This is a genomic window from Bacteroides sp. D20 (assembly GCF_003436255.1).
Taxonomy (GTDB): Bacteria; Bacteroidota; Bacteroidia; order Bacteroidales; family Bacteroidaceae; genus Bacteroides; species Bacteroides uniformis.
This window is the reverse complement of record NZ_QSOO01000005.1, coordinates 52280-67820: the sequence shown is the minus strand read 5'-3', so window position 1 is coordinate 67820 and position 15541 is coordinate 52280. Positions and strand designations below refer to the sequence as shown.

Genomic DNA, 15541 nt, shown 5'->3' with positions numbered 1-15541 from the left:
ATAAGTGATGAGCTATTTGAAAATACGAGATGCAATGAAATAAAATACAAGATACAATGAAACAATATGATTATAAAACAATCAGCTGCACCATGCTCGGTGACTTGCATACGCCGGTGAGCACGTATCTGAAGGTGCGCGACATCTTTCCGCAGAGCGCACTTATGGAGAGTTCCGACTATCATGGCAGTGAGAACAACCGCTCGTTCATCGCTCTGTGTCCGCTGGCAAGTGTCAGCATAGACCACGGCACGGTTATCTTCCGCCTGCCGGACGACAGCCGCGAAGAGCATCCCATAACCGATGCATACCGCGTGGAGAATGCCTTGAACGATTTCCGCGCCCGCTTCCGCGTGGAGGGCGAATACAGCAATTACTGCGGACTCTACGGATACACCTCCTTCAATGCTGTCCGCTACTTCGAGAATATCCCCGTGAAGGACAGCCGCGAAGCTACCAACGATGCGCCGGACATGCTGTACATATTATATAAGTACCTCATCGTCTTCAACGACTTCAAGAATGAGATGCTGCTCCTCGAGATGCTGGCGCCCGGCGAGACCAGCGAACTGGACCAGGTGCAGAAGGCCATCCATAACCGCAACTACACCGCCTATGATTTCCGCGCCGTCGGCCCCACCACCTCTCCGCTTACAGACGAGGAGCACAAGGCGAATATCCGCCGCGGCATCGCCCACTGTCTGCGCGGCGACGTTTTCCAGATAGTCCTCTCCCGCCGGTTCGAGCAGCGTTTCACGGGCGATGACTTCAAGCTCTACCGTGCCCTGCGCAGCATCAACCCTTCTCCCTATCTGTTCTATTTCGACTTCGGAGGCTTCCGCATTTTCGGCTCGTCTCCCGAAACCCATTGCCGCATCGAAGGCCGCCATGCCTATATCGACCCCATTGCCGGAACCACGAAGCGCACCGGCGATGCAGAGCAGGACGCCCTCAATGCCCGGTACCTGCACGACGACCCCAAAGAGAACGCCGAACACGTGATGCTTGTGGACCTTGCCCGCAACGACCTCTCCCGCAACTGCCACGATGTAAAGGTGGACTTCTATAAGGAGACGCAGTATTACAGCCATGTCATCCACCTCGTCAGCCGTGTCAGCGGAACGCTCCGCGAAGAGGCCGACCCCGTCAAGGCCTTCATCGACACCTTTCCTGCCGGTACCCTGAGCGGCGCCCCGAAAGTACGCGCCATGCAGCTCATCAGCCAGCTGGAACCGCACAACCGTGGAGCCTACGGCGGCTGCATCGGTTTCATCGGACTGAACGGCTCGCTGAACCAGGCAATTACGATTCGTACTTTTGTCAGCCGCAACGGTGTCCTCTGGTTCCAGGCAGGCGGCGGCATCGTAGCCAAGAGCAACGACGAGTACGAACTGCAAGAGGTGAACAACAAGCTCGGCGCACTGAAAAAGGCGATTGAGATGGCAGAAAAAATGTGAGTTTATGTACGATTTGACGATTTACGATGTACGATTTGCCATGCGGCGTACATTGCGTAGCCAAATCGTACATCGTAAATAAAGTAACTTCAATCGTACATCGTAAATCGTCAAATAGTAAATAAAATAGATTGTAAATACAAAAGATGAAAACAGTTATCATAGACAATTACGACTCCTTCACCTACAACCTTGCCCATCTGGTGAAAGAGCTTGGCGCAGAAACGGATGTGCTGCGCAACGATAAATTCCGGCTCGAAGAATTGGAGCCATACGATAAAATCATCCTCTCACCCGGCCCCGGTGTCCCCGAGGAAGCCGGACTGCTGCTGGATGTCATCCGCACCTATGCCGGACGGAAACCCATACTCGGTGTCTGTCTGGGCGAACAAGCCATCGGACAAGTGTTTGGCGGAAAGCTGGTCAATCTGAAAGAGGTATTCCATGGGGTACAGACGGAGATAAGGATTAGGAGTGAGGGATTAGGGACGAGGGAGGAAGGATTAGGGATTAGTGATGAAGGATTGGGGGGAAAGGATTATGAAGGTATTTCTCTCGAAGAAGACTATATCTTCTGCGGTTTACCCAATAGGATTCCCGTCGGACGATACCACTCCTGGGTAGTGGATACGAAGGACTTTCCCGAAGCGCTGGCCATTACCGCCATCAGCCCCGAAGGACAAATCATGGCGCTGAAACATCGGGAGTATGACATACACGGCATCCAGTTCCATCCTGAATCGGTACTGACACCCGACGGAAAAACAATCGTAAAAAACTGGCTTTTCAAATGAGGCACTTCAGAAAAAGAGTAAATTCAATCGTCAAATCGTAAATCGTCAAATCGTAAATAAAAAGATGAAAGCAATACTCACCCGTCTCTTCAATCACGAAGAGCTTACGTCGGAGGAGACCAAACAAATCCTCCTCAACATCACCAAGGAAATGTATCCTGAGGCGCAGATAGCAGCCTTGCTCACTGCCTTCCAGATGCGGAGCATCACTGTGGACGAGCTTATCGGTTTCCGCGAAGCACTGATGGAGACACGCCTTCCCATCGACTTCGCCCCCTATCGCCCCATCGACATTGTAGGTACGGGCGGCGACGGAAAGAACACCTTCAACATCTCCACCTGCGCTTGCTTCGTGGTGGCGGGAGCCGGCTACAAGGTTGCCAAGCACGGCAACTACGGAGCCACTTCCGTGAGCGGAGCCAGCAATGTCATCGAGCAGCACGGCGTACGCTTCACCAACAACCCCGACACGCTGAAACGCAGCATGGAGGAGTGCAACATCGCTTACCTTCATGCCCAGCTTTTCAATCCGGCGATGAAGTTTGTCGGTCCCGTACGCAAGACGTTGGGAGTGCGCACCTTGTTCAATCTGCTCGGCCCGTTGGTGAATCCATGCTGTCCGGCATATCAGCTGCTCGGTGTGGCAGACCTCTCGCAGATGCGCCTATACACCAACGTATTCTATAAGCTCGGCATTGACTTTGCCGTGGTCAACAGCCTCGACAGCTACGACGAAATCTCCCTGACGGACGAGTTCAAGGTGATGACCCGCAACTACGAGCGCATCTACCGTCCGCAGGCTCTCGGCTTCAAGGATGCCCGTCCCGAAGAACTCTTCGGCGGCGCATGCAAGGAAGATGCCGCCCGCATCTTCGACAATATCCTTACGGGGCATGCCACACCTGCACAAACGCAATGCGTCATTGTCAACGCCGCCTTTGCCATCCAGGTGATGGAGCCGCAGAAAGAGATTGAAGAGTGCATCGCCATCGCACGCGAATCACTGGATAGCGGACGGGCGCTGGCGACACTGAAAAAATTTATCGAGATTAATAAATGAAGCAATGAAAGATATACTGTCCGAAATCATCGCCCATAAGCAAACAGAGATTGAACTGCAAAAGCAGACCGTCTCTCCGGAACAGTTGCAGGAGCAGGCCGGAGTCATCATCCGGGAGAATGCGGCCCACCGCCGCAGCATGAAGCAGGCCCTTGCCGCTTCTTCTACAGGAATCATCTCCGAGTTCAAACGCCGTTCACCCTCCAAAGGCTGGATAAACGAGGCTGCCCGGGCAGAGGAAATACCCGCCTCCTACGAAGCCGCCGGCGCCGCCGCCCTCTCCATCCTGACGGATGAGAGGTTCTTCGGCGGTACGCTGCGCGACATCCGCACGGCCCGTCCGCTCGTCCGCATCCCCATCCTGCGCAAAGACTTCATCATCGACGAGTACCAGCTTCTGCAAGCCTGCATCGTAGGTGCCGACGCCGTATTGCTCATTGCCGCCTGCCTCAGTCCGGAGCAGTGTAGCACCCTCACCGCCCAAGCCCACGAACTCGGGCTGGAGGTATTGCTCGAAATCCACAGCCCTTCGGAACTCTCCTATATAAATAAGGAGGTCGACATGGTGGGTGTCAACAACCGCAACCTCGGCTCTTTCGTCACCGATGTGGAGAACTCCTTCCGGATAGCCCGGCAACTGCGCGAAGCCACCCACGGACCGGCATCCCCGCTCCTTGTCTCCGAAAGCGGCATCTCCGACCCCGAAACCATCTGCCGCCTGCGTGCCGCCGGCTTCCGCGGTTTCCTCATCGGCGAAACCTTCATGAAAACAGCCAATCCGGGCGAAACCCTGAAAGAGTTCATCCAAGACAGTCTCTTAATTGATAATTAAAAGTTGAAAGTTGATAATTGTAAATACAAAAGTCTCTCATACAGCGTTACATCGCGCAGCCAAATTGTAAATCGTAAATTGTAAATCGTAAATAAAATGTCTCCTCTCATCAAAGTATGCGGAATGACCGAAGCAGAAAACATCCGCAATGTAGAACTGCAAGGTGTAGATATGATTGGTTTTATCTTCTACCCCAAATCTCCCCGTTGTCTGTGCCAAATGCCCGGGTATCTGCCAGCCTGCGCCAAGCGTGTCGGCGTCTTTGTCAACGAAAGTAAGGAAAACATCCTGATGTATACCGACCGTTTCAGCCTGGACTACATCCAGCTGCATGGCAATGAGGCTCCCGAGTACTGCCGTTCCCTGCACAATGCAGGCCTGCACCTCATCAAGGCTTTCTCCATCTTGCTGCCCAAGGACCTGCTTTCCGTTTCTGCCTACAATGGTCTGTGCGACTATTACCTCTTCGACACCAAGACCCCGCAGTACGGCGGTTCCGGCAACCAGTTCGACTGGAACCTCCTGCACCGCTACAACGGACCCACCCCGTTCCTGCTCAGCGGTGGTATCAACCCCTACAGCGTAAAAGCCCTCCGGGAGTTCCGCCATCCCTATTTCGCAGGTATCGACATCAACAGCCGCTTCGAAACGGCACCGGGAATAAAGGATGTGGAACGCATCGCAAACTTCCTGAAAGAACTGAAGGGAGGTACGATTTGACGATTTACTATTTACTATTTGGCTGCGCAATGTACGCCGCATGGCAAATAGTAAATAGTAAATTGTAAAATAGTAAATAGTACCATGCAGCGTTATTGCGCAGCCAAATAGTAAATAGTAAATAGTAAATTGTAAAATAGTAAATAAAAATAGTATGTTGAACCGCATTAACCAACTTTTCCAGGACAGCCCCAAGAATCTGCTGTCCATTTACTTTTGTGCAGGCTGTCCCAACCTCGACGGTACAGCCGACGTTATCCGTGCCCTCGAAAGAAACGGAGTCAGCATGATTGAAATCGGAATTCCGTTCAGTGACCCCATGGCCGACGGCATTGTCATCCAGAATGCCGCCACCCGCGCCCTGCATAACGGCATGTCCCTCCGTCTGCTTTTCGAACAATTGCGCGACATCCGTCGCGATGTCCGCATCCCGCTTGTCCTTATGGGATACCTCAATCCCATCATGCAGTTCGGCTTCGAAGCCTTCTGCCAGAAGTGCGTGGAATGCGGCATCGATGGCGTCATCATTCCCGACCTCCCTTTCCGCGATTACGAAGAGAGTTACAAAGCCATCGCCTCGAAGTATGACATCCGTGTCATCATGCTCATTACCCCCGAAACCAGCGAAGCCCGCGTCCGCGAAATAGACGCCCACACCGACGGCTTCATCTATCTGGTGTCCAGTGCCGCTACCACCGGTGCCCAGAAAGACTTCGACACCCGGAAGCAAGCCTACTTCAAGAAGATAGAGGATATGAACCTGCGCAATCCACGCATGGTAGGCTTCGGCATCAGCAACAAGCAGACATTCGATGCCGCTTGCGCCCACTCATCCGGTGCCATCATCGGCAGCCGCTTCGTCACGCTGCTCAACGAGAAGGAAGGAGATGCGGAAAAGGCTATCAGGCAGTTGAAGGAAGATTTGAAACAGTGAGCTTATTCAAATTTCATACAATATATTTTTCGCAATGAAAAAATAAAAGAGACAAAATCTGCAAAGACTTGTCTCTTTTATTTTCTCCCCATCTCATATTTCACTATCTTTGTACCCGAAAAAAGCTCTAATACGAATATCATGAAAGTCGATTGCCCTTCCGTACTATTGATTTACACTGGCGGAACTATCGGAATGATAGAAAATCCCGAGACCGGTGCGCTTGAGAACTTCAACTTCGACCAACTGCTACAGCATGTTCCCGAACTGAAGCGCTTCAACTACCGCATCTCTTCCTATCAGTTCGACCCACCGATCGACTCTTCCGACATGGAGCCTTCCCTCTGGGCAAAGATTGTAAAAATCATCAACTACAACTACGACAATTTCGACGGCTTCGTCATCCTGCACGGTACCGATACGATGGCCTATACAGCCTCCGCCCTCAGTTTCATGCTCGAGAACCTTTCCAAGCCGGTCATCCTCACCGGTTCCCAGCTTCCCATCGGCACCCTGCGCACCGACGGGAAAGAGAACCTCATCACCGCCATTGAAATAGCCGCCGCCAAGCATCCGGACGGTACTCCTATCGTCCCTGAAGTGTGCATCTTCTTCGAGAACGAGCTGATGCGGGGCAACCGTACCACCAAAATCAATGCCGAGAATTTCAATGCTTTCCGCTCCTTCAACTATCCCGCACTGGCAAAGGCAGGCATCCATATCCGTTATAACGAGCACCTCATCCACCGTCCCGACCCGTCACGCCCCATGAAGCCGCACTACCTTTTCGACACCAATGTCGTAGTGCTCACCCTCTTTCCCGGCATCCAGGAAAGCATCATCAACTCCGTGCTCCATGTTCCCGGCCTGAAAGCTGTTGTCCTCAAGACCTTCGGTTCCGGCAATGCCCCCCAGAAAGAATGGTTCATCCGCCAGCTGAAAGAAGCCAGCGAACGTGGCATTGTCATCGTCAACATCACCCAATGCCAAAGTGGCGCCGTCGAGATGGGACGTTACGAAACCGGTCTGCAACTTCTCCAGGCAGGTGTCATCAGCGGCTATGACAGTACCCCCGAATGTGCCGTCACCAAACTCATGTTCCTCCTGGGGCATGGACTGAACCAAGCCGAAATCCGCCACCGCATGAATTCCGACCTGGCAGGAGAAATCACCAAGATTTAGTAAAGCGGCAATACAGAGGGCATTTAGTAATATTGATAATTTTCAAGACAAACTTGCATTATCTATCCATGCAAAATTGTTAAAAAGCGTTAACTAACACGCTTTTATCCCCCATTAATAAAGCTTATTAGTTTAAATAAACGTACTTTTGCTTACAATCAAGCAAAACAAATGTAAAATATGGGAGAAAATACCCTATACAAACGCTTTCTGCCGCTTGTTATTCTTACAGTAGGCATACTGCTGCAGGGTTGTAAAGACGATGTTTTTAACCCCGAAAAAGTGAAAGCAGCCTATCAGGATAGGTTTCCGGTCAAGAACATAGATCCGGCTATGGATTGGAAAATGACTCAGCAGGTCCGGGTCAATGTTTCTGTATCCGAAGATACCGGCATCGACTATACCATACGTATTTACGACAAGAACCCCTTAATCAGCCGGTCATCTGCCAAACTGCTGGCAGAAGGCACCGCCAATAATACAACAGTATTTACTACCGTCATGGACTGCCCTTCTGTGCTGACGAGCGCTTTTGTGTGCCGCACCGATGCACACAGCCGCAACATAGTAAAATACGTATCCATCCAAAACGGTCAGCTCCACGCCGCTTTCGGCAGTTCCCCTGCAACTACACGTGCCGCATGGACACGCAGTGTCAGCATCGAGACCTATTCACCGGAAAAGTCCGAGGCGGAAATCACTGCAATGCTATCAAGTGCCGAAGAAATAAGGCCGAATACCGATTTTCAAAACGGAAAAGCCTACAAAATCTCCAAAGACAATATATATAGGAATAAAATCAGCAAGGACGGCATGGGAAGTGACAATCCGGCCATCATCATCATTGAAGGCAGCTGGGAACCCAATGGAAACAACATGACCGTTGAACGAGGCTTCGAATTCTATGTGATTGACGGAGGGGAAATCGTGATACCGGACGAGCACACCTTCACTTTAGTGCAATCCAGCCGGTTTATCGTCTACGCGGGTGGAACCATCAAAGGGAACGACATCGAATTGACCAATGCATCCGGAGGCAGCTACAACTACAATGCCGGTATCATGGAAATAGACGATTTCCATGTCAGCCGGGGAGGAGCATTCTATAATTGCGGAACCGTTCGTGTCGATGAAATGAATTTCGACAGCGGATGCAAATTCATCAACCAGGGCAAAGCCTATATCGGAGAAACCGACAGCAACATCACTATAGACAACGGATGCTATCTATATGCGGAAGAATTTGTCGGCACACTGAACATGGGAGACAACTCCTCTGCAGAAATAGAAGATTTTGGAGATAAAAGCAATAATTACAACACCCATGTCACAATGGGTGACAACTCCATGATAACCGTACTGGATGAAGCCGAATTGTCACAAGCACAATTTATGGGCCCAAACAATGAATATGCACTGGTAAAAATCAATAAAATTGAAGATATAGGGAATTTTTCCAGCCAGGGAAACATTCATTATGAAGTGAAAGAGATTGACGATGATATCACCGAGGACATCTGGTGGAAAGCTAAATTCCTTGATGCCATCAAGAACACTGAAGGAACCATATCCAAATGGGGAGAATCCCCCATCACCATTCCTGCCGGAGACTGTACGGGCGAAGGCAATACTCCGGACGAGTCCGGCTCAGAAACCCCTACAGACCCGGTCTCCTATACGTACGTATTCGAAGACAACTTCCCGTTGGTAGGCGACTATGACTTCAACGACGTGGTCTTGGACGTGGAGACCTACTATCACCGCGAGAAAAAGACGAACCACATCAAGCGCATACAGCTCGACGTGACCCTTGCTGCAGCAGGAGCAAGCAAGCCGTTGGGCGTAGGGCTCCGGATTACCGGAATCAATAAATCCGATATCCGGGAAGTCAAGACCGGAGGCGACGATTCGCGTTTCCAGGAGTCATTCAACAGCTCGTACAACAAATTCAGGTACAATAACGTTACTTATATGGAAGATTCCGATCCGAGTGTCGTAATCCCCATTGCAGGCGAAGTACACAATGTATTTGGAGTCGAACCGGGTGAGATGGTAAACACCGGCATTGGAGTAACCGCCAAAGAGTATACTTATGAAGTCATTATTGAACTGACAGACCAAACTCGGACAGAGCCCCTATTCTCAAAAGACAATCTGGACTTCTTCATCTGTTATCAATATAAAAGCATGGAACAACGCATGGAAGTCCATCTTTACGAATTTTGGGGATATGGCGCCACTGCCGCCGGAACCATACAGCAAGAGAATCTTGACTTGGCAGGCAACAACACGTGGGCAATCTGCGTGCCGTATGGCTTCCGCTATCCCAAAGAAACCATCAATGTGTCACGTACTGATATCCCCGAGGCAAGCGCATATCCGGAATTCATCTATTGGGCCCAAGACAGAACCCAGTATACGGAATGGTACGAACACCCGGTAGAAGAAAATGTATATAGATAAATATAGCAAACAACTATCATAAACAATGAAACAAATATTATTTGTAGATGACAAACCTGCCATAGGCAAGGTACTCTCGGTCTATTTAGGGAAAGAGAATGAGCTGGTTTATTTCGAAGATCCCGTCAGGGCCATAGAATGGCTGAATGAAGGGAACGAGCCCGCTCTCATCATTTCGGACATACGCATGCCCAAGATGACCGGCAGTGAATTCCTGGCATATCTGAAAGGCAATTCACTTTTCAAGGACATTCCGGTTGTGATGCTTTCCAGTGAGGAAAGTACCACCGAGCGCATCAACCTGCTCGAAGCCGGAGCCGAGGATTTCATACTGAAACCTTTCAATCCTATGGAACTGAAAGCCCGCATCAAGAAATTCCTCTAAACAACAAAATCAATGGATATGTTATATTATATCTACATAGGTAGCAATCGCGTCACCATCGACCACTTGAGCAAAATTGCGGGAGGCATGTTCATGGCTGTTTCATCCTGCAACAAAGCGGCGAAAGTCATCGACGGTATCCGCGAACGGTACAACACATCCATTCTTTACGAAGAAAGCACCCCTCAAAAGGACAGCCAGAATATCACTTTCCTGCACAAGCGCTTCCCCCGTGTCTACATCATCCTCATCACCGAAGGACTGCAGAAGGAACACCGCAAGCTCTATCTGCAGGCAGGTGTCAACAACACCCTTTCCCCCATGGCCAGCGAAGAGAGCCTCCAGCAAATGACAAAATTCCTCCAACTGCGCAAGGAGCATAAGTTGCAGGAATTCAGCCAGTCACACCGTAAGATATTCAACACCTTCCACCTGCCTATGTGGAAGCGCATATTCGACATCCTTTTTGCCGTTGCCGTACTGATTGTGCTGTCTCCCATACTCATCGCGACAGCCATAGCCATCCGCGTGGAAAGCAAGGGAAGAGTGATTTACAAGTCCCAGCGTGTGGGCAGCAACTACCAGATATTCAACTTCCTGAAGTTCCGCTCCATGTACACCAATGCCGACAAGCGCCTGAAAGAGCTGAACGCCCTCAACCAATATAAGATAGAGGAAGAGCTTACGGACGAGCAGCCCGATATCCGCTTCGACGACCTGACCGGCACTTCCGAAGAAGAGGCTACCCTGCTGATTTCGGACGATTTTGTCATCTCTGAAGAAGATTTCCTTAAAAAGAAGGCCCAAGAAAAACAGAATACGTTTGTCAAGATAGAGAACGATCCCCGTGTCACCCGCGTAGGCCGTTTCATCCGCAAGTACAGCATTGACGAACTGCCGCAGCTGTTCAACGTCCTCAAAGGGGACATGAGCATCGTGGGCAACCGCCCGCTCCCCCTCTACGAGGCCGAGCTGCTGACCAGCGACGCGTATATCGAGCGTTTCATGGCTCCCGCCGGACTGACGGGACTGTGGCAAGTGGAGAAACGAGGCGGCGCCGGGAAGATGTCGGCCGAAGAGCGAAAGCAACTGGACATTAAGTACGCCCAAGAATTTTCATTCTGGCTGGACATGAAGATACTGTGCAAGACGCTGACAGCGTTTGTGCAAAAAGAGAATGTATAAAAAAAGATAATAGGAATTATATGGCTTTAGAGATGATAAAAAGATATATCAAGTCCATCATTTACAGTGTAATCCTTTTAGGATTGTTGGGGGTACCTTTGTCTGTGGCTGCGCAGCAGGAGTTGACACGGGAGGAACGGATAAAGGCGTTGGAGAGGTTGAAGATGGAAGACGAGAAGTTCGAAGTTAATACATTGGAATCTACTGCTCCTAAGACATTGACAGAACTTGAAAGGCTGGAACTTCCACCATTATCAGTCTTTCTTGATGCAGTAATAGAGAACGCTACTGTAAAAAGAGCTCAGTCACAAGTAGAACAAGTCAAAAATGAATATCGTCTTCAAAAACGGGATTGGCTAAATTATATTCGATTAAATGGTAACTATTCTTATGGACGATATAACATTATAGGTAATGCTAGTGATGAATTTACTCCTATGTATCAAACTACCATGTCAAGTGCCCAGCACAATTTCAATGTAGGTGCTAGTATCGGCGTAAGTTTAGGTGACATATTCAATCGGCCAACTAAACTAAAAAATTATCGTTATCAAATAGAACAACTACAGTATTCACAAGAGGAAGTAATGGAAGAACGCCGTTTACGTGTATTGGAAGCATATAACGCTGTGACGGAACAGCTTGCAACAATAAAAGCTAAAGCAGAAACAGCGGCTTTGTATAATGCACAAATGAAAATATGTGAATATAATTTCATAAACGGGACAATGGATATTACAGACCTTTCCATGGAACGTTCTCGACGTTCGGGAGCTGTAACTGCCTATGAACAAGCTCGGGTAGCTCTACACAATTCTATTATTTTATTAGAGATGCTTACTAATGTAAAAATTATCAAGGATAAATTGTAATAATATGGATATAGCACAATTTATAGCAAATTTCATTTATCGTATCCGATATTGGCTACTGTGGGGTACCCTTATTATCACAGGTATTGTAATTTATTTCACACAATTTCTTCCTTTTAGCTATACTGTTGAGGGAAGTTTATATGCCGGTGTTACAAATTCCACCTCTCTTGATGGAAGTTCTGCAAATCTAATATCTATTAATAGCACTTTTGACAATTTAGTAGGCATTGCCAAATCAAGAGGAACTCTGGAAAAAGTATCAGTTCGTCTTCTTGCAAATGCATTAACATATGGCGAAGAATGGAAGGATACCCGATATATCCAAGCAAAAAACTACCGTCAACTATTGCAGCAAACGCCCAAAGAAGTACTAACTTTAGTTGACAGAAAAGACGTGGTGAAAACCGCTGAAAACTTAACTAATTATCGAAAAGAGAATAGTGATAATTTCGTATATGCTATGTTCAACCGTCCAGTACCCTTTTATAGTGCTACTGCTCTTGACGAGATTGATGTTAAAAGAGATGGTACCAGTGATATCTTAAACATTACTTATACAGCTTCAGATCCAGGCATAACTCAGCAAACTGTATCTATTTTAATAGACGAATTAACAAAAGCATATGAGATATTACGATTTAAATCGACACAAGACGTGATAGCCTATTTCCAGGAACAAGTTCGTATAGCCAAAACAGCTCTGAATGAAGAAGAGAATGGTTTAATGGACTATTGTGTTCAAGAGCAAGTCATCAATTATCCCGAAGAAACAAAATTCTTAGCAGGCACGCGATACAACGTGGATGACCGGGTAGAAGAAGCTACACGCAATTACGAAAGTGCTGTTAAATTACGTTCAATGCTGGAACAAGAAATGGACATTCGTGCTAAAATAATCCGAAACAACAGTGATTTGCTTAAAGAGCTTGAGAATGTCAGTAGATTGAACCAAAATATTATGGAACAAGAGATTTTTGTCTCTGATAAAATTCAAGATAACAATATACTATTAAAAAAGAGTAAACAAGAACTCCAAAAAGCAGAAAAAAAGATAAACCATATATCTGATAATTTGAATGAATATGGTATATCTAAAGAAGGCGTTTCTGTTCATAGTATGGTAAGTGAATGGCTGCAAGCTTTAGTTAACGAGACTAAAGCTCAAGCAGAATTGAAAGTTCTAAAGAGCCGTCAGCAAGATATTTTTGAACAATACAGCCATATGTCTCCAATTGGTACGCAAGTAAATCGGAAACAACGTTCCATTGGCATTGCTGAAGATAATTATCGTACACAACTCAAAGGTTTAGCAGACGCGAACCTTAGGCTGAAAAATATAGAAATGAACACCAGCAACCTGCAAATCGTTGCTGAGCCATCTTATCCTCTTACAGATAATGGTCGCAGACGAATACTTTATGTTATTGCAGCATTTATAGGAAGTATGGCGTTTATCATAACTTATTTCTTACTTATAGAATTATTAGACCGAACATTACGAGATCCCCTACGAAGCAAACGTCTTAGCGGTCTGGATGTAATTGCAGCTTTCAATGGAACTAGCAATCTCAAATTCCGTGGCTTCCTTAAAGCTTGTAATAGACTAGCAGCAGCATACAGTTGCAGACAATTCAATAATTATCTACAACCACACCGTTCTACTGTCATCAATATAATAAGTGTAAATAAGGGAGAAGGAAAATCATTCCTAAGTAAATATTTTGCTGCATATTGGGAAACAGAAGGAATGAGCGTCCGCATTGTAAGATATGGCGAAGATTTTGACAATGAAGGTTATTCATATGTCAATGCTCGTCAACTATCTGATTTTTGGCAGCCTAACAGTGCAGAAAAAGAGCCTGACATTATTTTAGTAGAATACCCTGCTATGAAAACTTCTAGTATTCCCTTGCCAGTACTGAAACAAGCAGATCTTAACCTAGTAATAGCAAATGCCTGCCGTTTATGGAGTAGTGACGATGATGCCATATTGAAACCTCTAAAAGAAGTATCCAAGGATAGCACACCGCTCTTCCTCTATCTGAATAATGCAGATCGTGAAGTAGTTGAAATGTTCACGGGTGAATTACCTCCTAAAACTCCTGTCCATTCCTTCTTTAGCCGGATAGCACAATTAGGTTTAACTGCAAAAAGTGCAGCTGTAAAGTAACTATAAAAATAGAGATATGTCATTAATGTCCACGCAAAGTCGCGAAGCTCTAGCTTCCCCTAAGACGTTTACAATCTTATTGCTAATAATAGGATTGTGTGGGTTGGCATATTCAATAATGTTTCAAAAATGGATATTTGTAGCCATTATTTGTGCATCTCCCAGTATTATCCTTCTATTTGTTTATAGTTGTAAATACCCGATTGTCAGCTTTGTTGTATATGCTACTATTGCTTATTTTTTTGATGCAATTAATCGCTATACGCGCTTTGATGGAATCAGTATCATATTAGATATAGCCCTGATATATACTCTAATGGCAATGCTTCTAAATAGGATTTCAAATGAACATTCGGATATTCGTGCAAAGGATATTTTCAATACACTAACCATAGGTTACTTTATATGGATGATTTTCATCATTCTACAATTAACGAATTTGGGAACTGATTTAAATAAAATATTTACCAGTTCACGTAGCTGGCTTTTGGCAACCCCGCTTCTATACATTTTGTCATCATTACTATTAACCAGTCCCAAGAAATTACGATATGCACTAATTATATTAGGTGGATTTACTATTATCGTCTTTTTAAAATTATTGTGGCAAAAATTCCGATGGTTTGATCCTGCTGAAGTAGCTTGGCTCATGGAAGGAAGTTGGAGAACGCATTTATTACGTAGCGGAGTAAGATATTTTTCATTATTCAGTGATGCAGGAAACTTTGGAGCCATCATGGGTATGACTACTATTATCTATTCCATTTTATTTTTACATACCTATTCCAAAGTATTACGTTATTTCTATTTATTAATTGCATGTATGGGCGGATTAGGCATGCTAATGTCCGGCACACGAGGAAGTATAATAATTCCTCTGGGAGGACTTATGTTATACTGTTTATTGTGCCGTAATATAAAAGTCATTATAAGTTCCATTATAGCAGGTGGACTAATCTTCTGCTTCTTTTCTTTTACCAACATTGGAGATAATTATTCAATGATACGTCGTATGCGCACAGCTTTTAAGCCTACAGAGGATGCATCTTTTAATGTTCGTATAGAAAATCAAAAGATAATAGCCCAATATCTGAAAAAGCACCCCATGGGAGCTGGTATTGGTGGCCATATCACAACCCCAAGATGGGAGAATGATCAATACATTGATTACAGAATTCCTCCTGATTCTTTCTATGTAGATATTTGGTCACAAGGTGGTACATATGGATTAGTTTTATATATACTAATTTTTGCATGTATAATATTAAGGTGTTGTTACATCATTATGTTTCGAATACGGGATGCCCAATTAAGAAATACTTTGGCTGCTCTGCTATGTGGTTTATTTGGTTTATTTCTCAATGGATATGTAGGAAGAGGTATGGGATTTCAACCAGGTGTCAGTTTAATAGGTTTTTTCTTTGCTTTTATACTAAATGGGCCCTTAATAGAACAACGATTATCTAAAAAAACAAACTAAATAT

Annotated in this window: 13 protein-coding genes; all 13 read left to right on the top strand. The window is 46.4% G+C overall.

Going from position 1 to position 15541, the window contains the following annotated elements; all coding sequences use genetic code 11:
• Positions 1–56 precede the first annotated feature (56 nt).
• Positions 57–1457, top strand: coding sequence for an anthranilate synthase component I family protein (locus DXD78_RS06820; protein WP_117652641.1), 1401 nt, complete (start codon positions 57–59; stop codon positions 1455–1457).
• A gap of 146 nt (positions 1458–1603) precedes the next feature.
• Complete coding sequence (locus DXD78_RS06815) at positions 1604–2251, top strand: aminodeoxychorismate/anthranilate synthase component II (protein WP_117652640.1); 648 nt, start codon at positions 1604–1606, stop codon at positions 2249–2251.
• A gap of 64 nt (positions 2252–2315) precedes the next feature.
• Positions 2316–3311, top strand: coding sequence for an anthranilate phosphoribosyltransferase (gene trpD, locus DXD78_RS06810; protein ID WP_005837316.1), 996 nt, complete (start codon positions 2316–2318; stop codon positions 3309–3311).
• A gap of 4 nt (positions 3312–3315) precedes the next feature.
• The gene (gene trpC / locus DXD78_RS06805) at positions 3316–4143 is read left to right on the top strand and encodes an indole-3-glycerol phosphate synthase TrpC (RefSeq protein WP_117652639.1); all 828 of its coding nucleotides are present in this window, start codon (positions 3316–3318) and stop codon (positions 4141–4143) included.
• 96 nt (positions 4144–4239) lie between these two features.
• Positions 4240–4863: a phosphoribosylanthranilate isomerase gene (locus tag DXD78_RS06800; RefSeq protein WP_117652638.1), complete on the top strand. Its 624-nt coding sequence runs from the start codon at positions 4240–4242 to the stop codon at positions 4861–4863.
• 154 nt (positions 4864–5017) lie between these two features.
• The gene (gene trpA / locus DXD78_RS06795) at positions 5018–5797 is read left to right on the top strand and encodes a tryptophan synthase subunit alpha (RefSeq protein ID WP_117652637.1); all 780 of its coding nucleotides are present in this window, start codon (positions 5018–5020) and stop codon (positions 5795–5797) included.
• Between the two features lie 141 nt (positions 5798–5938).
• Complete coding sequence (locus tag DXD78_RS06790) at positions 5939–6979, top strand: asparaginase (protein ID WP_117652636.1); 1041 nt, start codon at positions 5939–5941, stop codon at positions 6977–6979.
• A 180-nt stretch (positions 6980–7159) separates the two neighbouring features.
• On the top strand, positions 7160–9442 hold the full coding sequence (locus DXD78_RS06785; RefSeq protein ID WP_117652635.1) for an LruC domain-containing protein: 2283 nt from the start codon (positions 7160–7162) through the stop codon (positions 9440–9442).
• 25 nt (positions 9443–9467) lie between these two features.
• Positions 9468–9827 (top strand): PleD family two-component system response regulator, encoded by a 360-nt coding sequence (locus DXD78_RS06780; RefSeq protein ID WP_005837322.1) that lies wholly within the window; start codon positions 9468–9470, stop codon positions 9825–9827.
• An 18-nt stretch (positions 9828–9845) separates the two neighbouring features.
• Positions 9846–11012 carry a sugar transferase gene (locus DXD78_RS21465; RefSeq protein ID WP_057089623.1) on the top strand — a complete coding sequence of 389 codons (1167 nt, stop codon included), beginning with the start codon at positions 9846–9848 and terminating at the stop codon, positions 11010–11012.
• Positions 11013–11032: 20 nt separating this feature from the next.
• Positions 11033–11884, top strand: coding sequence for a TolC family protein (locus DXD78_RS06770; protein WP_117652634.1), 852 nt, complete (start codon positions 11033–11035; stop codon positions 11882–11884).
• A 4-nt stretch (positions 11885–11888) separates the two neighbouring features.
• Positions 11889–14057: a hypothetical protein gene (locus DXD78_RS06765; RefSeq protein WP_117652633.1), complete on the top strand. Its 2169-nt coding sequence runs from the start codon at positions 11889–11891 to the stop codon at positions 14055–14057.
• A gap of 16 nt (positions 14058–14073) precedes the next feature.
• Positions 14074–15537, top strand: a complete 1464-nt coding sequence (locus DXD78_RS06760) for an O-antigen ligase (protein WP_230327126.1) — start codon at positions 14074–14076, stop codon at positions 15535–15537.
• Positions 15538–15541 lie beyond the last annotated feature (4 nt).

Excerpts from the sequence above, each read along its gene's own strand:
- DXD78_RS06790 (WP_117652636.1), top strand. The coding sequence starts at position 5,939 with ATGAAAGTCGATTGCCCTTCCGTACTATTGATTTACACTGGCGGAACT.
- DXD78_RS21465 (WP_057089623.1), top strand. The coding sequence starts at position 9,846 with ATGTTATATTATATCTACATAGGTAGCAATCGCGTCACCATCGACCAC.
- DXD78_RS06760 (WP_230327126.1), top strand. The coding sequence starts at position 14,074 with ATGTCATTAATGTCCACGCAAAGTCGCGAAGCTCTAGCTTCCCCTAAG.
- DXD78_RS06820 (WP_117652641.1), top strand. The coding sequence starts at position 57 with ATGAAACAATATGATTATAAAACAATCAGCTGCACCATGCTCGGTGAC.
- trpA (WP_117652637.1), top strand. The coding sequence starts at position 5,018 with ATGTTGAACCGCATTAACCAACTTTTCCAGGACAGCCCCAAGAATCTG.
- DXD78_RS06780 (WP_005837322.1), top strand. The coding sequence starts at position 9,468 with ATGAAACAAATATTATTTGTAGATGACAAACCTGCCATAGGCAAGGTA.
- DXD78_RS06785 (WP_117652635.1), top strand. The coding sequence starts at position 7,160 with ATGGGAGAAAATACCCTATACAAACGCTTTCTGCCGCTTGTTATTCTT.
- DXD78_RS06800 (WP_117652638.1), top strand. The coding sequence starts at position 4,240 with ATGTCTCCTCTCATCAAAGTATGCGGAATGACCGAAGCAGAAAACATC.
- DXD78_RS06815 (WP_117652640.1), top strand. The coding sequence starts at position 1,604 with ATGAAAACAGTTATCATAGACAATTACGACTCCTTCACCTACAACCTT.
- trpD (WP_005837316.1), top strand. The coding sequence starts at position 2,316 with ATGAAAGCAATACTCACCCGTCTCTTCAATCACGAAGAGCTTACGTCG.
- DXD78_RS06770 (WP_117652634.1), top strand. The coding sequence starts at position 11,033 with ATGGCTTTAGAGATGATAAAAAGATATATCAAGTCCATCATTTACAGT.
- trpC (WP_117652639.1), top strand. The coding sequence starts at position 3,316 with ATGAAAGATATACTGTCCGAAATCATCGCCCATAAGCAAACAGAGATT.
- DXD78_RS06765 (WP_117652633.1), top strand. The coding sequence starts at position 11,889 with ATGGATATAGCACAATTTATAGCAAATTTCATTTATCGTATCCGATAT.